This is a genomic window from Arthrobacter sp. D3-16, from assembly GCF_054408515.1.
This window is the reverse complement of record NZ_CP096437.1, coordinates 2,131,448-2,152,465: the sequence shown is the minus strand read 5'-3', so window position 1 is coordinate 2,152,465 and position 21,018 is coordinate 2,131,448. Positions and strand designations below refer to the sequence as shown.

General features: G+C 64.3%; 22 protein-coding genes. 8 read left to right on the top strand and 14 right to left on the bottom strand.

Going from position 1 to position 21,018, the window contains the following annotated elements; translation table 11 throughout:
* Positions 1–122 precede the first annotated feature (122 nt).
* Positions 123–1,505 carry a vanadium-dependent haloperoxidase gene (locus M1D32_RS10335; RefSeq protein ID WP_458778606.1) on the bottom strand — a complete coding sequence of 461 codons (1,383 nt, stop codon included), beginning with the start codon at positions 1,503–1,505 and terminating at the stop codon, positions 123–125.
* A gap of 452 nt (positions 1,506–1,957) precedes the next feature.
* Between M1D32_RS10335 and M1D32_RS10330 the strand changes: the two genes are divergently transcribed.
* Positions 1,958–2,362: an SHOCT domain-containing protein gene (locus M1D32_RS10330; RefSeq protein WP_458778605.1), complete on the top strand. Its 405-nt coding sequence runs from the start codon at positions 1,958–1,960 to the stop codon at positions 2,360–2,362.
* A 72-nt stretch (positions 2,363–2,434) separates the two neighbouring features.
* On the opposite strand, the gene M1D32_RS10325 is transcribed toward M1D32_RS10330, so the two are convergent.
* Both M1D32_RS10325 and M1D32_RS10320 read right to left on the bottom strand, forming a co-directional pair.
* Entirely contained in the window at positions 2,435–2,896 is a 462-nt protein-coding gene (locus M1D32_RS10325) for a hypothetical protein (RefSeq protein WP_458778604.1), read from the bottom strand.
* A 45-nt stretch (positions 2,897–2,941) separates the two neighbouring features.
* On the bottom strand, positions 2,942–3,847 hold the full coding sequence (locus M1D32_RS10320) for a helix-turn-helix transcriptional regulator (protein WP_458778603.1): 906 nt from the start codon (positions 3,845–3,847) through the stop codon (positions 2,942–2,944).
* Between the two features lie 149 nt (positions 3,848–3,996).
* Here M1D32_RS10320 and M1D32_RS10315 point away from each other — a divergent pair, with 149 nt between their 5' ends.
* From M1D32_RS10315 to M1D32_RS10305, 3 genes are read left to right on the top strand one after another with little or no spacing between them, the layout of a single operon-like run.
* Entirely contained in the window at positions 3,997–4,836 is an 840-nt protein-coding gene (locus tag M1D32_RS10315; RefSeq protein WP_458782088.1) for an SDR family oxidoreductase, read from the top strand.
* 7 nt (positions 4,837–4,843) lie between these two features.
* A complete protein-coding gene (locus M1D32_RS10310) occupies positions 4,844–5,359 on the top strand; it encodes a cyclophilin-like fold protein (protein WP_458782087.1) in 516 nt (171 codons plus the stop codon).
* Positions 5,360–5,401: 42 nt separating this feature from the next.
* Entirely contained in the window at positions 5,402–6,382 is a 981-nt protein-coding gene (locus M1D32_RS10305) for an aldo/keto reductase (RefSeq protein ID WP_458782086.1), read from the top strand.
* Between the two features lie 155 nt (positions 6,383–6,537).
* Here M1D32_RS10305 and M1D32_RS10300 read toward each other — a convergent pair whose 3' ends face one another.
* Entirely contained in the window at positions 6,538–7,401 is an 864-nt protein-coding gene (locus tag M1D32_RS10300) for a CPBP family intramembrane glutamic endopeptidase (protein WP_458782085.1), read from the bottom strand.
* 134 nt (positions 7,402–7,535) lie between these two features.
* Positions 7,536–8,048 carry a hypothetical protein gene (locus tag M1D32_RS10295; protein ID WP_458782084.1) on the bottom strand — a complete coding sequence of 171 codons (513 nt, stop codon included), beginning with the start codon at positions 8,046–8,048 and terminating at the stop codon, positions 7,536–7,538.
* A 215-nt stretch (positions 8,049–8,263) separates the two neighbouring features.
* Between M1D32_RS10295 and M1D32_RS10290 the strand changes: the two genes are divergently transcribed.
* Complete coding sequence (locus M1D32_RS10290) at positions 8,264–9,115, top strand: alpha/beta fold hydrolase (protein WP_458782083.1); 852 nt, start codon at positions 8,264–8,266, stop codon at positions 9,113–9,115.
* A gap of 47 nt (positions 9,116–9,162) precedes the next feature.
* On the opposite strand, the gene M1D32_RS10285 is transcribed toward M1D32_RS10290, so the two are convergent.
* From M1D32_RS10285 to M1D32_RS10265, 5 genes are all read right to left on the bottom strand, one after another.
* The gene (locus M1D32_RS10285) at positions 9,163–9,984 is read right to left on the bottom strand and encodes a hypothetical protein (protein WP_458782082.1); all 822 of its coding nucleotides are present in this window, start codon (positions 9,982–9,984) and stop codon (positions 9,163–9,165) included.
* A gap of 160 nt (positions 9,985–10,144) precedes the next feature.
* A complete protein-coding gene (locus M1D32_RS10280; protein ID WP_458782081.1) occupies positions 10,145–11,209 on the bottom strand; it encodes a spore photoproduct lyase family protein in 1,065 nt (354 codons plus the stop codon).
* 135 nt (positions 11,210–11,344) lie between these two features.
* Positions 11,345–11,767 carry an alternative ribosome rescue aminoacyl-tRNA hydrolase ArfB gene (arfB, locus tag M1D32_RS10275; RefSeq protein WP_458782080.1) on the bottom strand — a complete coding sequence of 141 codons (423 nt, stop codon included), beginning with the start codon at positions 11,765–11,767 and terminating at the stop codon, positions 11,345–11,347.
* Between the two features lie 28 nt (positions 11,768–11,795).
* Positions 11,796–14,138 carry a multicopper oxidase domain-containing protein gene (locus tag M1D32_RS10270; protein ID WP_458782079.1) on the bottom strand — a complete coding sequence of 781 codons (2,343 nt, stop codon included), beginning with the start codon at positions 14,136–14,138 and terminating at the stop codon, positions 11,796–11,798.
* Positions 14,135–14,758 (bottom strand): hypothetical protein, encoded by a 624-nt coding sequence (locus M1D32_RS10265; RefSeq protein ID WP_458782078.1) that lies wholly within the window; start codon positions 14,756–14,758, stop codon positions 14,135–14,137. The genes M1D32_RS10270 and M1D32_RS10265 overlap by 4 nt, the downstream gene beginning before the upstream one ends.
* Positions 14,759–14,997: 239 nt before the next feature.
* Between M1D32_RS10265 and M1D32_RS10260 the strand changes: the two genes are divergently transcribed.
* Positions 14,998–16,125, top strand: coding sequence for a serine hydrolase domain-containing protein (locus tag M1D32_RS10260; protein ID WP_458782077.1), 1,128 nt, complete (start codon positions 14,998–15,000; stop codon positions 16,123–16,125).
* A gap of 20 nt (positions 16,126–16,145) precedes the next feature.
* On the opposite strand, the gene M1D32_RS10255 is transcribed toward M1D32_RS10260, so the two are convergent.
* Positions 16,146–16,568 (bottom strand): SRPBCC family protein, encoded by a 423-nt coding sequence (locus M1D32_RS10255; protein WP_458782076.1) that lies wholly within the window; start codon positions 16,566–16,568, stop codon positions 16,146–16,148.
* A gap of 259 nt (positions 16,569–16,827) precedes the next feature.
* Between M1D32_RS10255 and M1D32_RS10250 the strand changes: the two genes are divergently transcribed.
* Complete coding sequence (locus tag M1D32_RS10250; protein WP_163163637.1) at positions 16,828–18,426, top strand: ABC-F family ATP-binding cassette domain-containing protein; 1,599 nt, start codon at positions 16,828–16,830, stop codon at positions 18,424–18,426.
* A 123-nt stretch (positions 18,427–18,549) separates the two neighbouring features.
* On the opposite strand, the gene M1D32_RS10245 is transcribed toward M1D32_RS10250, so the two are convergent.
* From M1D32_RS10245 to M1D32_RS10235, 3 genes are read right to left on the bottom strand one after another with little or no spacing between them, the layout of a single operon-like run.
* Positions 18,550–19,428 carry an SURF1 family cytochrome oxidase biogenesis protein gene (locus tag M1D32_RS10245; protein ID WP_458782075.1) on the bottom strand — a complete coding sequence of 293 codons (879 nt, stop codon included), beginning with the start codon at positions 19,426–19,428 and terminating at the stop codon, positions 18,550–18,552.
* Positions 19,429–19,698 carry a hypothetical protein gene (locus M1D32_RS10240; RefSeq protein WP_458782074.1) on the bottom strand — a complete coding sequence of 90 codons (270 nt, stop codon included), beginning with the start codon at positions 19,696–19,698 and terminating at the stop codon, positions 19,429–19,431.
* Positions 19,695–20,129, bottom strand: coding sequence for a DUF3099 domain-containing protein (locus M1D32_RS10235; protein WP_458782073.1), 435 nt, complete (start codon positions 20,127–20,129; stop codon positions 19,695–19,697). The genes M1D32_RS10240 and M1D32_RS10235 overlap by 4 nt, the downstream gene beginning before the upstream one ends.
* Positions 20,130–20,282: 153 nt before the next feature.
* On the opposite strand from M1D32_RS10235, the gene M1D32_RS10230 reads away from it, so the two are divergent.
* On the top strand, positions 20,283–21,008 hold the full coding sequence (locus M1D32_RS10230) for a beta-ketoacyl-ACP reductase (protein WP_458782072.1): 726 nt from the start codon (positions 20,283–20,285) through the stop codon (positions 21,006–21,008).
* The last annotated feature ends 10 nt before the right edge of the window (positions 21,009–21,018 follow it).

Here is a 21,018-nt window from a genome sequence, read left to right as displayed (position 1 = left end):
CGGAGCAGTCACACCGGCCCAATTTATGGCGGCCATGACGTCTGATTCAGATTTCCTCAACCGATCCTGACCGCAAATGAACCAAATCAGTTGCTGAAAGTGATCGCGTCAGTCGCAGGACGCTACCGACAAGGCGCCGGCTGGAAGTAATGACCGCTGAGCCACGACGCCACCTCCTTGCCGATCTCGGCACCCTGTACGGTGGCGGTGCGGAAGTGGATGCCGCCCCAGACTCGAGAATCAACGATCTCCTGTATCGCCGCGGAGAATCCGTCGAAGTGCCGTGGCGCACCCGGGAAGCGACCGGAGTTCACGTCGAAGGCAACGTCGTCCGTGTCGAAGAACTCCTGCGCCGCGTGGAGAGTGGCGCCGCTGACGCAGCTGTGACCGGACGGGTGCTCCGGGAACGGCGGTGTGCCGAGCGGCGGGACGGTCACTGTCGATGGATCGAAGAGCGGTTTCCATGTCGGATCGGCTTCCGTCTCCGGATTGCCGTCGGTGTCGGCCTCGCGGATCGCCGCCATCGGCCGCCAGAAGTTCCAGTAGTACCTGTCGTTCCAGCAAGCGACCGCGCCATCAGCAGCGGCGAGGTTGGTCATCGCGAAGAGTCGAGCCGCGTCGGCCAGGTCGAGTCCGTGCTCCACGGTAAGGCTGCGGAACACGCCGTTCCAGAGTGCCACCGGCGGGGCTTGCCAGAAGATGGCAGCAGTGGCCTGGTCGTCGGTTCGAGTGGTACTCACAAGCGAGCCGACCTCCTTGACCTCGTTGAAGTCCGCTGTGTACTCGGCACTTCTCAGCGGGTTGGGACCCTCCGAGCGGAAGTGGTCGGGACTCTCGATGATGAACGGTTGGAGATTGGCCACCCAGGCATCCGGATCGCGCGCATCGGGTGCGACGGGCCGCCAATCGCCGGGATCGGGTCCGATGTCGAACTCGAACGGGACCATGAACCCGTCGTCAGTGCGGGCGAGGATCATCGCCGCCGCGGCGGCCTCACCGGCGGCGACGCCTTGGTCCTTGTTCAGGCCGTCGGCGACGCCCGCGAGCGTTGCTTCGTACGCAGCGTCGAGGCCAGCTACTTGGGCCGACGGGACAAGAGTGACGAGCACGTGATGTGCTGCGGTCGAGATCGCCGCATTGAACGATGCCTCCGGCCCGACGCCGACCGAGTCGCCGTCGAGCAGATACGGCTGGTACCCGCCGTCGATGGCGTTCACGGCGTCGTACACCGCGCCTTGAACCATCGCCATGCCGCGGAGCTGGCCGTGAGCCGTGGGACGCAGCGGGATGACGTGGTCTTGGGCGATAGTGCTCCACTCGATGAGGACGTCCGTATTAACAGGCGCCGCGTTCCGCGCGTTCGAGGCGCCGGCGCTCGACACTGCCGATAAAACGAGTGCGGCGGTCAGTGCCGGGATCAAGCAGAGCGCCCACCGTCGGCGCGCACCGTTCCTCGAAGACCGCGATGGCCGCCTGCGATGATCGTAGGCGTTGCTGTTCGTCATGTCGTCGGTCCTTCAGTCGTCGGAGCCATGTTCAAGCGAACCCGACGGAGTCGACATCTCAGTGGTGCCCGACACCGGCGGCACGCGACCGCCCGAGGTCAGCGCGATGCGCAGTCGGTGCGGTTACTCCAAGGGTGAGCCTCTGCCAGCGCGTTGTCCAGTGGAACTGTTTCCGGTGAAAGAGGCGAGTCCGGAAAGGACTTCAAATCTTTCGAGATCCTCTGCCGGGGGCTCTGAAGGGGACGGTCTGAATAACGGTGTGTGGGGTCCGGAGTGCTTTTGCTGGTGCTGGGGCATCGTCAGGCACCAGCGAATGGACGGCGACGTCTTCTGAGAGCTGTTCGCCCGCGGCAACGTGCCAGCGTCTCGTTTATTGTTGCAGTTGCGAACGCATGCCCCTGACCACTCCGGGCAGGATGTTCAAGAAGCGTTGGCAGGGCTATTCTCGGCAGATGAACGAACACTTGGTTTCGGCCGAGGACGAGGGCTACACATTTACGTTCGGCATTAGCCGAATGACGCTTCGGATAGCTGGGCTAGGTGCAGTCGCTGCCGGGGCAATCCTTGCTGTCTTGATAAACGCCAGGGAGCCGTTCCGGGTCCCTTTGGGAATCGCCCTTGGAGTCCTCGCGATTACCCTGCTAATCGCCTACGCTCTCAAGAGCTCACCACGGCCGCATGCGCTGGATCCGGCGCCTACTGACCGCAGCAGTGTGCGCCAAGTGATGTTCGGCAAGATAACGGGCAAGAAGTCCCTAGCGACGGAACTTGCCCTCCTTGCAGAACTCCATAGAAGTGGCGCACTTTCTGACGAGGAATTTAGCGCCGCCAAACGTCGCATCCTTGGCGGCAGATAGCCCCGGAGTACGGTGGCGAACTCCTCCATGGCAGGGCCAGGACCCATAACAGCCAAATCCACCGTAGAAGGGTTAAGACGGGATGACGGATGCCTTTTCCACTGATAAGAGCCGGGCGTAGTTCAAACACATGCTCAGGCTTTCGTTTGCAGGAATACGGGCGCCGCCCAGGGAAACCGACTCACCCTCGGACAATGGTGAGCTATCAGGAAGGACCAATGCCTCACCATCGAACTTGGTGCCCTCGGGGAAAACCAGTGTGTAGTCATCACCGTCCTCCGCCTGAACGATAAAGCAACCGGCTCCGTCATTAGCGAGGCGGCCCGTGAGGTGCGCTTCTTCTCTGGGCGCAGCCGACAGACCCGAATGAACCACTGCCTTTTTGCCGCCAACGCTCTGCAGCAACTCGGTCGGCAACTCCTGCTTCACCGAGAGCGAGACACTCCCGCTCGGAGAGTCTGCGACCGTTGCTGCGCAGGATGCCACGGAAAGAGCGATGACGGTCAAAGCGCAAAAGGAAAGTGTGTGCTTCAATTCTGTCCCCAATCAGAATGCAGTCAGGTGCTTTAGCCTAAAGCATCACGTTCCAGGGACCTGGTTGGCGGCTGGCTGGCCCTTGGCTTTCAACTCGACGCTGTTTGTAGCGGCCCAATTCGCCAGCAACTCCAGCCCGTCGTGGGAGGCGGAGTCCGGTTCCGCGGAGAAGACCAGCATTTGGAGGCTGTGGTCGGCGGCGAGGTCCAGGCCGAGGTAGTTCAGGTCGAGATCGCCGACGATCGGGTGGTGAACCCTTTTGATGCCGGTGCGGTGTTCGCGGACGTCGTGGGCGCCCCAAAGTTTCCGGAAGAGGTCGCTGCGGGTTGAGAGTTCGCCGACGAGGTCGCTGAGCTGGCGGTCGTAGGGGGAACGGCCCGCTTCGACCCGGAGGAGGGCAACGATCTGGCGGGCATTGGATTCCCAGTCGCGGTAGAACGTCGGCGCCCTGCTGTCGAGAAACACAAAACGCGCGGCATTCACGGGTTGCCGGGAGTCCTCGAACATCTCCGAGAAGAGGGCCCGGCCGAGGCGGTTTGTGGCCACAGCGTCCAGCCGCCCGTTCTGCACGAACACCGGAACGGTGGACATCGCATCGATGGTCTGTTGCAGGACCGGGTTTATCTGCGTTTTGCGTGTCGGGCGTCTGCGGTGCGGGTGGGCGCCTGCGTTGGCTGCTCGGATGAGTTCGTAGAGATGTGCGTGCTCGGCCTCATCGAGTTGGAGGGCCCGGCTGACCCCATCGATAACAGCTTCCGACGCTCCCTTGGCATTGCCGCGTTCCAGGCGTTTGTAGTACTCCGAGCTCATCCCGGCCAGGAGGGCCACTTCTTCGCGCCGCAGGCCAGGGACGCGGCGCCGACCACCGAAGTCAGGCAGGCCCACTTGCTGCAGGGTCAACTTGGCCCGCCGCGAGATGAGGAACTGGCTGAGGTCGTCCTGGTTGTCCATGGTCTCGAAGATACTCCACCCCGGACCCGCTAGCGGGGCCCTGCCAGGGAACCTCTAGGCAGGGTCTCGTTAGCCCACGCCCTGGCCTGTTGACTTGAACCATCAACCGCCCCGCCACGGGCCGGTTGGGATTTGAGAGAGGCATCATCATGACCAATGTTTGGTTCATCACGGGAGCAGCCCGGGGCATGGGCGTTGACCTGGCCAGGGCCGCCCTCGACGTCGGCCACCGGGTCGTCGCCACGGCCCGCGACGCCGTCAAGGTCACCGAGGCTCTGGGCGAGTCTGAGAACCTGCTGGCCCTGTCTTTGGACGTCACCGATGCGGCGGCCTCGACTGCCGCCGTCGAGGTCGCCGTCGGACGCTTTGGAAGTATCGATGTTCTGGTCAACAACGCCGGCAACTTCTACGCCGGCTACTTCGAAGAGATCAGTGACGCCCAGTTCCGGGCGCAGATGGAGACGAACTTCTTTGGCCCGCTGAACGTCACCCGCGCGATCCTGCCGGTCATGCGGGAGCAGCGCCGAGGACACGTCATCACCATCACCTCCGCCGCGGGCATCATCGGCCAGGAGTTCTGCGCCGCCTACGCCGCATCGAAGTTCGCCCTTGAAGGCTGGATGGAATCGCTCCGGTACGACGTGCAGCCCTACGGCATCCACACCACCATCGTCGAACCCGGCTTCTTCCGCACCGAACTCCTCGTTGAGGGCGCCTCCTCCATCTGGCCCGAGCTGTCCATCGATGACTATGCCGAATGCACTGCCCAGACGATCGCCGCGTGGAAGGCCATGAACGGCCAGCAGGGCGGAGACCCTGCCAAGCTCGGCGCAGCCCTGGTCACCATCGCCGCCATGGACACCCCGCCGCTGCGGTTCGTCGCCGGAGCAGACGTCGTCGCCGGCGTCGAGCACAAAGCCCAACTCCTCCTGGACCAGGTCCAAGCACACCGCGACCTGTCCTCCACCATGGCCCTCGACAACGCTTAGGAAAATCATGAAGAAATCACTGTCCCTCACCGCCATCGCCGCAACGGCCGCGATCGCCCTCGCCGCATGCTCCGCACCCGCAACCGAGAACGCCGCCGCCACATCCCCGGCCTCGGAAACTGCCCAGTCCACCGCCGCCGAAACAGCCGCCCCGGCGGAGGCCTCCACCGACGGAACCCCAATCACCATCACCGCCGGTGACGTGGTCATGACCGCGACCCTCAACGACACCCAGGTTGCCCAAGACTTCGCCGCCACGCTTCCGGTCACGCTGCCCTGGTTCCGCAACGCCGGCATCGAGTACATCACCGAACTCCACGCACCAATGACGGAAACCGGCCCGTTCTACACGGACGTGCAACCCGGAGACATCGTCTACTACAACCCCCTCGACAGCATCACCATCATCTATGAAGAGACCAGCTCCGTCCCCACCCTCACCAAAATGGGAGAGATCACCTCGGACCTCAGCGTCTTCAAAAACCTCCCCAACGACGTGGACATGCGCATCGAGCGGGGCTGAAGCCCCACCTACCCAGCCCGCAAGCAACACCAAAGGAAACACATGAAGAACGCACGCCTCGGAGACCTGGAAGTCTCCGCAATCGGACTGGGCGCCATGACCATGGCCGGCACCTACACCAGCGAGGGCGCCCTGGATAACGCGGAATCGATCCGCACCATCCACCGTGCACTCGATCTCGGGGTCACCCACATCGACACGGCAGAGATCTACGGGCCCTTCCTGAGCGAAGAGATCGTCGGCCAGGCGGTCAAGGGACGCCGCGATCAGGTCAGGATCGCCACGAAGTTCGGCCTGGTCTCACATCCCGGCGCCGGTCCCGGCGTGATCGACAGCAGCGCGGCGAACGTGAAGGCCGCAGTCGAAGGCTCCCTCATGCGCCTCGGCACCGACCACATTGACCTGTACTACCAGCACCGGGTCGACCCGGACATCCCGATCGAAGAAACCGCCGGCGCCGTCGCGGACCTGATAACCCAAGGCAAGGTTTTGCACTTCGGACTGTCCGAGGCCTCCCCGGAGACCATCCGGCGCGCCCACGCCGTGCAGCCGCTCACCGCCCTGCAAACTGAGTACTCTCTCTGGACCCGGGACGTGGAGGAGCGGATCCTGCCGCTGCTGCGTGAACTGGGTATCGGCTTTGTCCCGTATTCACCCCTAGGACACGGCCTGCTCACCGGTCGAATCCGCTCCGTGGACGACTTTCCCGACGCCGACTGGCGCAAGACCAACCCGCGGTTCACGGACGAGAACTTCCGGCGGAACCTCGCGATCGTCGACGAAGTGAAGGCTATCGGCGCCGAGAACGGCGCGACCCCCGCCCAGACAGCTCTCGCCTGGCTGCTGTCCCGTGGGAACGACATCGCCCCGATCCCGGGCACCCGCCGGGTCTCCCGGGTCGAGGAGAACACCGCTGCCGGCTTCATCGAACTCACCGGCGACCAGCTGGACCGGCTGGACGCGCTCCAGCCGGCCGCAGGAGAACGCCACGATGAGGCCAACATGGCCACCATCGACCTCTAATCCCTGGCCGTAGTGTCCCGCCAAACGGGCCTGGGGACCAGGTCATGGATCAGATGAGAGCGATGCAATCCGTTGCGCAAGAGGCGGGAATGCATCTCCGGCTCAGTCGGTGGCCCATCGCATCGCCCTCCTTCGCAGCGTTGGCCCCCGGGCCCTTAACCGGGTGACGGAATGTGCCGACGTCCGGGTCCGCTCCGGCTGCTGCCGGCTTTCGAGTGGAAGGTGCGTAAGGCACTGGCTGCGGCAAGCACTCCCAGCAAGAGGATCAGGGCGGCAATCTGCTGCCACTCGCCGTCGAACACATCCAGCTTCGTTGCCATGGAGGCATTGAAGGACGCGTGCAGCAGCCCCACTATGAACAGGCTGTAACCCGTTCCCAGGTAGGCGATTCCCATGAGTAAGCGGAAAAATGGGGCGAAAAGGAACAACACCGCCCAGGAGACCGCCACCTCGCTCCACGGCGTGCCGGAGAAGCCCCTTTCGGCGAAGGCGAAGGGCAGATGGATGAGTGCAAACGGGATGGCGGTCAGCATGGCAGCAATGGCAGGCCCGCGCCTGTCCATGACCCGGTGCTGCACCACGCCGGTCCAGGCCAGTTCCTCCCAGATATTGCCCAGCAGGGCACCGATAATCAGGGTGTTCAGCAGGTAGTTGGCCACCAAAGGCACCCAGCCGCCGGCGGGCGGGTGAAACGTTCCCGTGGCTGCAGCAATGATCACGGTCAGCGCGGGAAGGGCCAGCAGCGCTGCCAGGTACCAGCCCGGGGCCACCCTCCAACGGAACGCCCGGCGGAAGAGTTCGCGGACGGCGGGCCGGCCGTCCGCTGCGCCTGTCACCAGGATCGCCGTTCCCAGCAGTATCAGCAACTCAGCGAGGATTCCCGGCAGGATGTTCCCCAGCAGCAGGAGGGACAGGATCTGGCCGGTCCAGGACAGGGACAGGGCGATGACCACGAAGGCTGCCACCGGATGCCGTTTGATGAGGGAAAGGGGAGTGCCGGGAGAACTGCGCGGGTTCATCAGCAGTACCGCCATTCAGATTTACGGGTTAGGGAAAGCACTGCAGCGGATGCCACGTGCCGATGGAGCGCTGAGCCGCTGACGTGGGAATCAGGACAATTTTCTGCCTACGAAGGACCATGAACAAGTGGTGGTCACTGCCTGGGGCCCTTTCTGATGCCAGTCCTTCGGATTCCGCTGTAGGCTGCCACGACCCCTGCCGCGAAAATGAGGACCGCAAGGTAGACCGGGCCAAGGTGTCCCAGCGTGGCAAGACCCCACGGGTAATGTGCGGGGAGGGCCACTGCAAGTCCGAGGGTCGGGACGACAATGGCTGTGGCAAAAGCCCACCGTTCGCCTCGACGCACTCCGTACCAGGACAGGCCCGCGATGGCCAGCCCGGTCGCGGCGATGAAGCCGCTGAGCGCAATGTGCAGATGGCTGATGTAGTGGTGCAGCTGCGGACTGAACGCCTCTACCTCCGCCTTCCCCTTGTCCACCTGGTCGGGGCCGATGCCCAGTTCAAGGAAGGCACCCGTGAAGTTGGAGATCAGGAAGACGACCGCGTATCCCACGAAGGCCAGCCCGGCAACCGTCATGAGAGCGGCTCCCGTCCGGAGCCGGGATTCGCCCGCCCGGGCAGTCTGGATGGCAGGCACAGCCACCACCCCCTCTCTTCTTCACGTTGCTATTCGATGAGAGTCTCCTGTTCCCAGGCCTGTCAAGGGAAACTGCTGTGGGAGCCGCGCAATAACCAGCACGTTCAACGTCCCATAGTGTGGGGCGGGTGACGGGCGAGGAATCAACGACTAAAACCGGCTGGGTGAACGTGCCCCATGCAAGCATCTATTGGGAAGCAACCGGGGAACCGGCGGGTATACCAGTGCTCTACCTTCATGGCGGCCCAGGTGGTTCCCTTGGCAGCGCCGGTTACCGCCAACGCCATGACCACAGCCGATTCCGCATCATCGGGTTGGACCAGCGCGGTTGTGGCAAGAGCACTCCCATTGCCCAGGACGACCTTGACCACCTGCCCGGGAACACGACACAAGCCCTGATCGAAGACATTGAGGCCGTCAGGGAGCACCTGGGCATAGAAAAGTGGATCGTCACCGGTGTCTCCTGGGGAAGCACGCTTGCGCTCGCCTATGCCTTGGAACATCCGCAGCGGGTGTTGGGTATCGCTGTGGTGGCGGTGACCACAAGCAGCAGGGAAGAGATCCAGTGGATCACAGAGGAGGTGGGACGCATCTTTCGCGAGGCCTGGGACGGCTTTGCGGAATCTGCCAGGGCAGCCCCCGGCGAACGGGTGGTGGAGGCTTACGCCCGCCGGCTGGCAGGCCAGGACCGCGAAGACGCCCGGCTTGCTGCACTGGCCTGGGACCGTTGGGAGTCCACACACATCTCTCTGGACCCCAACTGGACTCCCGGCCCACTCTTTGACGACGAGCGGGAGCGTATGACCTTCGCCCTTCTGGTGACGCACTACTGGGCAAAGGACGGGTTTCTCATCGGGGGACGGGAAATTATCCCGCGTATTCACGAGCTTAACGGCATTCCGGGTTACCTCATTCATGGGCGGCGGGACATCAGCGGCCCTGTCGTCACCGCCTGGCAGTTGCACCGGCGTTGGGAGTCAAGCCGCCTCGTCGTCATTGAGGAGGAAGGACATGGCGGCCCTGGATCCATGGCAGCCATGACGCGGGCAGTCGAAGAAATCGCTGCAAGGCTCTGAGTTGAGTGCTTTTGCTGATGCCTCGGCGCGAGGGGACGGAGGGCTGGTCAGGCCGCGGCCCGCGGCAGCACCAGCATATAGCCGGTGGGTAAGTCCGTGCTCCAGCGCCGGGGTTCGCGGATAACGAATTGCGTCGCCAGCTGTTCCGGGGTGAGCAGGCTGTTGGGCGCCGGTGACGGGCCCCACTGCCCGCTTCCGTGCGGGTAGAGCGGATCCTGGACGCGGATGCCTGTCACCGAGAACTCCGGGAACTGCTTCGGATCGCCCAGTGACTCGAAGCCGCTCATTACCCACGCGTGGCGACCGCTCCACATGACCAGTCCTACCGGCCGGCCCGTGTCAGCGATGGCGCGGGCCGCCGTCTGCAGCGCGTCCTCATAGTCGGGGACGCTGACCACCGAGTACGGCCCCATCCCGGCTTCGGTCAGTACCTGCGCCCAGCCCAAGGGGTTGGCACCGTTGAACGAGTTGGATGACCGGGCGCGGGCCATTTCCCATAGTTCGCCCTGATGAATGCGGTCGCCCCATGTGCCGCCGCCGGTGTCGTCCATCAGGTTGTGCGCGATCTGGATGCTCGCGGCAACACACCAGTCGAAGGTGTATTGCGGCACGAAGTCCCCCTCTTGATAGAGGTTGAGGGCGAACGGCTGGGGCGCCGGAGGCGGCGTGGGAACCGCCGTCGGGGTGGGCGCGGGGGCGGGGGCCCCCTGAGGCGGGAGGGCATGGTCGACGGCGGCTGGCGGGGCCGCGGACGTTTGGATCGGACGGTGGGTGTCCGCGTCATCGAGGCCGACAGCGGGAGAACAGCCCGCAAGGAAGGCCGCCAGGGCGACGAGCCAGGCGAGAAGACGGGTACGGGCACCGATCATGGTCGGTCCAGTTTAGCGCGGCGCCGCGGGCCTCTGGGAGGGGAGGGCTACCCTCTCCTGCCACGGACACCGCTCATGCGGCAGGGGCGGCGGTGCGGTCGCGCAAGCAGCAGGAGACACTTAAGGGTGCCGTGACGGCGTCGTGGGCTGACGGTCGCGGTCAGAATGCGTAGCGGATCCGGCAGTAAGGCGCGATCTGCTCGATGAGCGCCGTCAGCTGCCGCACATAGTGGCCCTTGGCTCCTGACCGGTAGCGGACGTTGGTGAAACCGTTGGAGGAGACCTTCGATTCCTGCAGGTCCGGGCGCCACAGCACGTTCTCGGCCTGCGGGTGCCACCCCAGGTTTACCTCGTGGAGCCGCTCGTTGTGGGTCAGGAAGATGACTTCCGCCGCAAGCTGGGCTTTTGCGGCGTCTGTCAGGGTGGCATCGAGCTCCCGCAGCAGTTCCTCCCAGTCGCCAAGCCAGGTGTCGGTAATGATGACGGGGGAGAAGTTGACGTGCACCTCGTATCCGGCATCAACGAACTCGTTGATTGCCGCCATGCGCTCATCCACCGGGGAGGTCCGGACGTCAACCGACTTGGCCAAATCCGCGGGCATGAGGGAGAAACGGACCCTGGTGTGGCCGCCGTGGTCCCAACCGAGCATCGCCGAATTAACGTATTTGGTGGCAAAGGACAGCTTGGCTGTGGGGAGGTCGCGGAAAAGCGTGACGAGATCCTCCACGTTGTCGCTGATCAGCGCATCGACGGAGCAGTCGCTGTTTTCACCGATGTCGTAGACCCAGAGCTCCGGGTCGCACTGGTTGGGTTCCAGCTTTAGGCCCTGGCGGGTGGCATGCCGCTCGAGCACGCCGGCAATCTGGTCGATGTTCGCAAACACCGTCACCGGGTTGCTGTACCCCTTGTGCCGCGGCACGTAGCAGTAGGCGCATGCCATGGCGCAACCGTTCGCGCTGGAGGGGGCAATAAAATCCGCGGACCGGCCGTTCGGCTTGACGCTCAGAGCTTTTTTGACGCCGAGGACCAGCGCCTCCGTCTTGATCCGTGACCAGCGCGGCACGTTCGTTTCATCGCCGTGCACCTCCGGGATATTCCAGTGGTTTTCCACCAGCACGACGTCGGCGTCCGGCCAGCGTTCGACGATCTCCTTGCCCCGGGGCAGCTCCAGGGCAGCAGGCTGCGCATAGATACGGCGGATCTGCAGCAGCCGGTTGAATTCCATGGTTCCATTCTCCCAAGGCGCTCAATATGCCGCGGCCGGTTAAGCCCACGGCATCTTGCGCTCGCGGCGAACCTCTACCTCCCTGAGCGCCGGCTGCGATTTCAGTTCCGCAGCTTCTTCAACGCTCAACGACCACTATTCAGCGGACGGCCGCTTGCGTTGCTGCTTTGTCGTGGACCGCAATTTTTTGGCGACGAGGCGGCGGCGGTTCGAGCCGCGGGTGGGCCTGGTTGCCCGGCGGCCAGGGGCAACCGGAGCAATGCCCTCGGCCACGAGGCCGGCGAGCTTGGCCAGGGCCAGCCCGCGATTGCGCAGCTGCGAGCGCCTCTCGGAAGCGGTCACTGTGATCACCCCTCCGATGAGGCGTGGCTCGAGGCGCGTGAGCAGCATCAGCCGTTGGCTGTCCGACACCGCCAACGAATCGCGGACGTTCCACGACAGTTCGACCCGGCTGTCCGAAGTATTGACGTGTTGACCGCCTGGGCCGGACGAGCGCGAAAACCGCCAGTCGAGTTCCGATGCGGGAATCGTCAGCCCGGGTACCACCTCCAGATCCATGGAAACAGCGTTGCATGGTGTGGCATCTTCAAGAAGCGTTGACAGTTACCGTGCGTGTCGCCAGAACCTGGCCGCTGACCCAATGCAGGAAGTCAACCGCGATGGTGTACCGCCCCGCAGCCGGCGGGCGCAGCAGGAAGTCGAACTTCTCGGCCGCACCGGATTTGAGGATGCTGGTGAGCAGCGGCTGGCCGGCCATCGAGGGCTGGACCGCGGGACCGTCGGGGTTGGGGGTGTTCCAGAAAGGGCGGCCATCGTGGGAGATGAGCTCGGCGATCTGGGCCGGTTGACCGGCAGCATCGAGGAACCGCGTCCGGGTGGGAAAGTAGTCGACATTCACCATGCGGACCAGTGTGGGCGCGACCCCGGACCTGGCGACGTTGGTGCGCATCGAACTGATGGCCCATACCTTGTCTCCTTTCGGCCTGCTGGGGATCGCGCCGCCCAAAAGAACAAAATGTTTGGGCTCGAAACGGTTGAGGCCCGCGTCATCCCCGGACAAACCGGCTGCATGGTTCAGCTCGTGCCACCTGGGGTCGATGGAGTAGGGCGCAATCAGTGTCTCGGTGGCGATGTCGTACAGGGGACCCTGCACCGAGTGGCGGCGCGTTCCACGCGGTGGCGGCGCAGTTGTGCTGACCGGAGGATCGATGATGATCGGCCCGAACATGCCCATTTGTACGTGCAGGGGGGTGTTGACATGGCAGTGGTAGAAATAGGTTCCGGCCGAGCCGCGGTTGGGGTTCCCCACCTCGCCGACATCTGTTCTCCACTGGTAGGTGTAGTGGCCGGTGACTTCGAAAGAGGTGTGGCCCACGCCGTCGTTCAGGGGATCGGGTTCAATGCCGTGCCAGTGGATGGTGTGCACCCTTTTGCTGGGTTTGATGGTGCCGTGGAACAGTTGGCCTTCCGTCAACCGCACCAGCGGTCCGGGCAGCCCCCGCCCTGACTTGCCATGCTCGAAACTCCAGAATTCGATCTCGGGACCGTTTGGTATCTTCAGTTTCCTGTTGAAGAAGTCGAACTCCATGCTGGCGTCCGGGCGCTGGCGGAACTTGGTTTCGGGGCTTCCCTCGTGGGGCTGGTCCGAGGCGAACTCCACCTGGCTCCGGTACTGGTGATGACCGCCTTCCGCTGTCCCGGGAAGGCCTGACTCCGGTATCGCGTCCGCGGCCAGTACCCAGTCGGCGACAAGCCCCCCGGGGTAGAGTCCGCCCGCCGCCGTCTGGGAGGGCTCTGCATGGCAGTGCATAGGGTACCGCCAGTCGTCCGTCCTTGAGTTCCATACGGCGTCCACCAGATCCGGTGGGCGACGGACAGGAAGTATTGACTCTTTTCGGTCCAACGGTTCGAGCTGCACGGTGTCTTCGAAGTGCTGCAGGAGGACGTCGCCCTCAGGGCTCACCCGACCACGTTCGCGGGGGAAGTCAAGACCGTTAGCCCGCACTGTCCAGACGTGGTTGCCGTGGTAGTGCAGTTGGTGGTCCACGATGCCGGCGTTGACCATCCTCATCAGCTGGCCCGTGCGGACAGCGCCCGGGGCCGGGGAAGCGCTGAAGTTGCGTACATCTGTTTCCCGCGGGTGGCCTGAGGGCAGCGTGTCCTGCTCGCGGAGTTCATTGAATTCTTCATTGGTGGTAACCGCCAGGGACTGGAAGCCCGAGTACCCGTTGAGGGTGAAGTACCGGGGCACCGCGGGTGTTGAGGCAGGATTGACCGTTTCGCCGCGGGACGCGATGCGGGCCCAATGCGGGTCCACATCATGGCAAAGCCACAGCCACTGGCGTTCGAACTCGCTCCCGCCGGGGAAGAGCCGCCAGGCGTTGGCCGGGTCCATGACCACGAGCGCGCCGTAAAGGCCGAGGGTCCGTTCCACCGGCTCGTTGCCCGGGTCCGAGAACAGGTAGGTCCCCGGTGGCGGTGCTTCGAACTCAATAAGTGTGGATGCTCCCGGAGCTATGGGGCCAGTGCCCGCATCCGCGCCCACCGGCGCAATATGGAACCGGAGTTCGTGCTCCTGCGAAAGGTGGTTGTGCACCATTATCCGGATGGTGCTGCCTGTTTCGGCGATGAGGGTCCGGTCCGGAAAGTAGCTGGCCCAGTATTCCTTCCTCGCCAGGTACTGTCCGGGGTTTGCCGGGTCAGGCTGCAGCGGGGCCGGCCTGCCGTGCGGAGGAGGCGGAGCGGTCAGGGGATAAGTGCGGCTTGCCACGACGTCTCCGGCAGCAGTGAAGATCCGCGGGCCCATCGAAAGGGACGGGCTGACATCAGACAAGGTGGTGCGGCGCTCGCCGAAGCCGCGGTGATAGACCAAGGAGCCGTCCACCATCGCCACGTAGCCCTCGTTGATATGGAAGTCCAGGATGCTCATGACCGGGCCTCATTCGTGGTTAGGGGCGGGAGCGCCAGCCGGTAGGTGCGGTCCTGCTGTTCGTCCGAGTAATCCAGCTCCAGCTCCGCGGAACCACGCGGTGCCAGGTAGCTGATCAGTAGGTGCTCCGAGCTGTGGGGTGCTAACGGACCGGGGTCGCGGTCGGAGTCCCGCGGAGTGACTGTCACTGCCGATGAACCCAGCCTCAACCGGAGCTGGCCCGGACTGAACAGCACCGGCGCCGCCCCGGCGTTCTGAAGTTGCACTTCGAGGAGCACGACGTCGGCCCAGGTGAGGTTGAGCGGTTCCGGCCCCGCCGCATCTCCCAACGTGCCGCCGTCGTGACCATGTGGGTCGGAGCTGGCCTGTTCCGTCGTGCTGACACGCCGGATCTGTGGGCCGCCTCCGGTGCCCCGGCCGGCCTCCATGCGTGAAGCAGCGGCCGCCAGGGTTCTGAAAGCTGGTTGTCCTTGATCATCGAGCCGGGCAAGGCGTCCGGCCCGAACAATTGCCAGGGATCCGAATGCCGTCGCCACGCTCGTGGCTGTGTTCTGCCGGCTCCGTCCGGCAACTCCATAGGTACTGCCGGCCAGCAGCAGGAAAGCGCCGCCGCTCAGCATTAATCCGAACTGGCGGCGACTTAGGTTTCGATTCGTGAATTGGTTGTGTTGAGGATGCATGGCGCCTCCTATGTCGTTGCGGAACATCGTGCCCTTCCGCCACCTGCGTGCCCTAAACTCCGTTGGCGCAGTCAACGCCGCCCCCACGTCTGGAAAGCATGGCCTGCGCCGCTTGGAAAAAACTTGGCTTGAGGCCCCAACCACTGGTGCAACCGGTGCCCTGGCTGCCACTCTGAGTCATGAGCGCTGCTGACCAACCGTCTCCCAGGCCGGGCGGGGAGCCCCGCCAACTGCACGCCGGAAGGGCCCGGGCCGTCGCCCAGGAAATTGCTTCCGCCGCGGACATCCCAGGAATTTCCATCGCAGTGGCCACGCCGGACGAGGTCCTTTACTCCGGCGCCGTCGGCTACGCCGATCTAGCAAGTCGTCGCCAAGCCCGGCCCAACGACCAGTACTTGTGGTTCTCCATGACTAAAATCGCCACCGCCACTGCAGCAATGCGGCTGCACGCCGACGGACTCCTCGACCTTGAGGCTCCGATTGGCACCTATCTGCCGGGTTACCGCCCACACCCGCGGTACGGTCACCCCACCACGCGCCAGCTCCTCACCCACACCGCCGGACTGGGCAACCCCCTGCCCGTGCGGTGGGTCCGCCCCGAGCATCACGCGGCAGTCCCAAGCCGGCTGGCCCGCATCATCCGCAAGCATGGGACTCCCCGCGCAGCGGTTGGTAGCCGGGCAGCCTACTCCAACATCGGCTACCTGCTGGCGGGCGAGGTGATAGAGACCGCTACTGGACGGCCGGTGGAGGAATGCGTCCAGGACCTGGTGCTCAACCCCTTGGGCATGACCGCGACGGGATACAGCTACAACGGTGCGGCTCCCCGTGCCGTGGGATATGTGCGCATGGCACCTGTTCTGCGGCCGGTGCTGGCCCGGATTCTGCCGAAAGGGGTGGTGGGACCGCAGGTGGGACGCTACACCAGCCTGAACCCGTTCCTGGTGAACGGCGCCGCGTACGGTGGCCTCGTCGGCACTGCTGCCGACGCTTCCCGGCTGGCGGCAGCCCATGCCGCCGCGGCTACTGACCGGCACCCGGTTCTGGGGCAGGGCGATATCGAGGAGATGCGGACCATCCACACTTCGGGCAAGCGGTTCGACCATGGCATCGGCTGGTTCCGCAAACCGGCGGACGCCACGCGCAGCCCAGCATTCGTGGAACACTACGGGACCGGCGGTGGCTACTGGAACGCCATGCGCATTTACCCCGAGGACCGGCTGGCCCTGGTTGCCATGGCCAACACAACTGCCGCCTGGGATGTCGACCGCCTCTTTACCCAGCTCAAGAGTCTGCCATGGGCATGATCGGATTCAGTTCCGCGCAGCTAAAGTCCGTGAGTGGCCGCACCGGCCAGGTGACGGTTCCGCGACTCGATGAGCTTCTGCAGGTAGCGGGCCAGGACCAGCCTTTCGACAAGGCGGCCTATGAGTCCGCAAGGAGCCTCGAACTCGATCCGGTCCACCATGGTGGTCCCGGCAGGATCCTCCCTGAATTCGTGCACATGCAGGAACCGCCGAAACGGTCCCCGAACCTGTTCATCAACAAAGTAGTCAGGTGACTTCAGTTCCGTGATCCGGCTCGTCATGCGTAGCGGAAGGCCGAAATGCCAGGCCCGCCAGGTTACTTCCCCGCCCAGCGGGATAAGCCCGGACGTCACGCCGGCAATCGCTTCCTCACGGGACGCAGCCATTGATTCCTTGTGCGCATCGACGCTCCGGGCGAGGTCGAACAGTTCCAGCCTGGGCATGCTTGTCAGCGTTGTGCACTCAAAGTAGACGGCCATTGTCCGAGTATTCCAGTTCGTCGTTCCCAAGACGGACATGCTGCCGGACGCAAACGCCTTACCTGTCCGGCACCGAAATCTCACAGTCCCCACCCGTGCCGCGGTTCTGCAGCGCAGGTGCGGACGGTAGACTTGTATGGGCCGTTCTCCGGCCATTGCCGCCCACGCCCACCACAGACGCTCTGGGCTGCGGCTTATCCCTCTGTGAAAGGCTTTACCTGCTGTGATTACTGTCCAGGATCTTGAACTGCGCGCCGGCGCCCGGCTCCTGATGGACCAGGTGAGCTTCCGCATCGACAAGGGAGACAAGATCGGCCTGGTGGGCCGCAACGGCGCCGGGAAGACCACCTTGACCCGGGTTCTTGCAGGGGAGGGGCTCCCTGCAGCCGGCAAAGTAACCCGCACCGGTGAGATCGGCTACCTGCCCCAGGATCCCCGCACCCCCGACATGGAACAGCTCGCACGGGACCGGATCCTGTCCGTACGCGGCCTGGACATCGCCGTCGGCAAGCTCCGCTTGGCCCATGAAGAGATGGCCAGCGAAGACGCCGCTGTCCAGCGCAAGGCGATGAACCGCTACGACCGGCTCGAGTCCGAGTTCCTCGCGGCGGGCGGTTATGCGGCCGAAGCCGAGGCGGCGGCAATCTGCTCCAACCTTGCGCTGCCGGACCGCCTGCTGAACCAGCCGCTCAAGACCCTCTCCGGCGGCCAGCGGCGCCGCGTGGAGCTGGCCCGGATTCTCTACTCGGATGCCGAGACCATGCTCCTCGATGAGCCCACCAACCACCTTGACGCCGATTCCATCGCCTGGCTTCGCGACTTCCTGAAAAACCACCAGGGCGGACTGATCGTGATCAGCCACGACACCGAGTTGCTCGAAGCCACGGTCAACAAGGTCTTCCTGCTCGACGCCAACCGAGCCCAGATCGACTTCTACAACATGGACTGGAAGCGCTACCTCACCCAGCGTGAGACTGACGAACGTGCCCGCAAGCGCGAACGTGCCAACGCCGAAAAGAAGGCCCAGGTCCTCTTCGACCAGGCCAACAAGATGCGGGCCAAGGCCACCAAGGCCGTCGCGGCGCAGAACATGGCCAAGCGCGCCGAGCGCCTGCTGAGCGGACTGGAGGCCGTCCGCGAGCAGGACCGCGTGGCAGCTTTGCGCTTCCCGGACCCGTCGCCCTGCGGCAGGACTCCGCTGACAGCCGAAGGCCTCAGCAAGTCGTACGGTTCACTGGAAATTTTCACCGACGTGGACCTGGCGATCGACCGCGGCTCCAAGGTTGTTATCCTTGGCCTCAACGGCGCCGGCAAGACCACCCTCCTGCGCATGCTGGCCGGCGTGGACAAGCCCGACACCGGTGACGTAATCGCCGGGCACGGCCTCAAGGTGGGCTACTACGCCCAGGAACATGAGACTCTCGACGTCGACCGCACCGTTCTCGAAAACATGCGTTCCGCTGCCCCCGACATGAAGGACGCAGAGGTGCGCGGCATCCTGGGCTCTTTCCTGTTCTCGGGTGACGACGTCGACAAGCCCGCCGGCGTGCTCTCCGGCGGCGAGAAGACCCGTCTGGCACTGGCCACCATCGTGGCCTCCAGCGCCAACGTCCTGCTCCTGGACGAGCCCACCAACAACCTCGACCCCGCCAGCCGCGCCGAAATCCTGGGCGCCCTCAAGAACTACAGCGGCGCCGTCGTCCTGGTAAGCCACGACGAAGGGGCTGTCGAAGCCCTCAACCCCGAGCGCGTCGTCCTGCTGCCGGACGGCGTGGAAGACCACTGGAACGAAGACTACCTGGACCTCATCACCCTGGCTTAATCCTTCCCGCCGCCTACCTTACGTCCGCTTCGCGGCGTAGGTGATTTCCCGCGTGCTGGCTCCCTTCGTCGCCTCTGACGCACGCTACTTAAATCACCTACGCCGCTTCGCTCGTGCCGTCAGTCAGTACCCCTGTGCGTCCAGGAGGGCGTCTTCCTCTTCTTCCGAGGTCGCGTGCTTGCGCTTGCGTGGAGTTGGCGGACGACGGCGTGTGGCGGCAGTCGCGGAATGGATTGGCCGCGCGGACTCTTCGTCGTCGTCCTCGGCGTCGATGGCGGCGTTCCGGGCCTGCTGGCGGGCGGCGTAGCCGAAGCCCACAAACATCAGCACGCCGAACGCGAACCACTGCAGGGAGTAGGACAGGTGCGTGCCTTCCTCGATGGACGGCTTCGGGAACGGCAGCGGCATCTCCGCGGCAGGCGGAGTCTCTGAGGCGAGTTGGCCGTACGCCCCGCTGAGCAGGGGATATCCGAGCTGGGCGGAATAGGCGGCGAGGTCGATAGAAGCAAGCTGGCCTTCCGGTGCCCCACGCTGCAGTTCCGGTTCCGGATGCTTCAAACGCACGACGGCGGTCACCTCACCGGCAGGAGGTTCCGGCACCGAATCAGGGCTGCCCGGGTTTTGGTTGCCGATGGGCAGCCATCCCCGGTCAACCACTACGGTTTCGCCTGTGGTGAGGCGGAAGGGGACAACCACCTCATAGCCCGGCTGGCCGTTCAGCGGTCTGTTCCGGACCACGCGCTGCTCATCGGCGAGGTACGAGCCTTTCAGCTCCACCTGCGTCCACTCCATCGCTGGGTCCAGCCGGTTGTTGAACTGTTCCTTGGCCTCAGAGAAGGGGATGGGCGTGGCCGAGTAGTTGGTCACCACACGGTTGATTTCCGCCAGGGTCTCCGCGCGCCGGTCCATCTGCCAGCGGCCCAGGAAAACGCAGGCGGATGCAAAGATGGCAGCCAGCAGCAGATAGCCCAGCCACTTGCTGGAGAAGAGGAACCGGTACATTCAGTTGTCCTGCTCCGGTGCACGGGATACGCCCTGGTCCGCAAGCGGCAGGGTTTCTTTCCACAGGCCGCGGGTCTGGAGGTAGTCCTCCAGCCAGTCACGGTGGTCTCCACAGGCCAGCCAGGTCTTGCGGCGCTCAGGGGAATGGATCTTCGGGTTGTTCCACTGGAGCTGCCAGGAGGCCTGGGCCCGGCAGGCCTTCCGCGAGCAGATCGCAGCGGCTTCAGCCGCCGCAGGACCGGTTCCCGCAGCGAAGTCAAAAATACTCATGATGCCCTTCGCTCCTGCCCTGATGGTGTTTCGTCGTCGTCATCAATCAACTCGCCCTGCAGGACCTCGCTGCCGTGCTCATCGTCGGGGGACGGAGCGGGCGGGCTTTCAATCTCGGCCAACGGCGCAGAATCCAGCAGCAGGTCGCTGTGGCCCTCGGCCGTGTCGTTGCCGTTGGCTATAACAACCGCAATCCAGGGCAGGAACACCGCTCCGGCTACCATAACGAGCTTAAGCCAGCCGTCCACCACGAAGATCAGGATCAGGCAAACCATGCGGATTCCCATGGCCAGCGCGTATTTGACCATGCGCTGGTGCATGTCCTCGGAATGGGCTCCCGCGGCATCCGTGATGGCGTGGACTTCCGAATCCCCGGAGAACCGCTCGGGTTCTTCAGGCGCGGATTGTCCCGCATGGTTTTCAAGGGTCACGGTGATTGATCACGCTCCAAAGGCTTACGTCAATTCTCTCACCAACGGCAGTGGCGCCCAAACCAGGCCAGGGGCTGACGCTAAGATCGAAGTCAGCCCAAATCACCCCTCTTCTACCGCGGCCGCCCGCCGCAGAAATCCGGAGCCTTTTTCATGACTGAAGCAGCCACCGCCCCCCGCAGCGTCCTCATCACGGGCGGAAACCGCGGCATCGGCCTGGCCATCGCCGAAGCGTTCCTTGCCAACGGGGACAAGGTGGCCGTGACCTACCGCAGCGAGTCAAAGCTGCCGGAGGGAATCCTGGGCGTGAAGGCCGACGTCACCGATGAGGCGTCCGTGGACGCAGCCTTCAGGGAAGTGGAAGCGGCCCACGGGCCGGTGGAAGTCCTGGTGGCGAACGCCGGCATCACCAAGGACACCCTGCTGCTGCGCATGAGCGAAGATGACTTCACGTCCGTCATCGACACCAACCTGACCGGCGCGTTCCGGGTCATCAAGCGCGCCTCCAAGGGCATGATCCGCCTGCGCAAGGGCCGTGTGGTCCTCATCTCTTCGGTTTCCGGCCTGTATGGCGCCCCCGGCCAGATCAACTACTCCGCGTCGAAGGCAGGACTGGTAGGCATTGCGCGTTCACTGACCCGCGAACTGGGCTCACGCGGCATCACCGCGAATGTGGTGGCCCCCGGCTTCATCAACACGGACATGACCGCCGAACTTCCTGAAGCCACCCAGAAGGACTACCTTTCCAGCATCCCGGCAGGCCGTTTTGCCGAGGCCACAGAGGTTGCCAACGTGGTCCGCTGGATCTCCAGCGAGGAAGCCGCCTACATCTCCGGTGCTGTCATTCCCGTGGACGGCGGCCTGGGCATGGGCCACTGACCGGTAACGG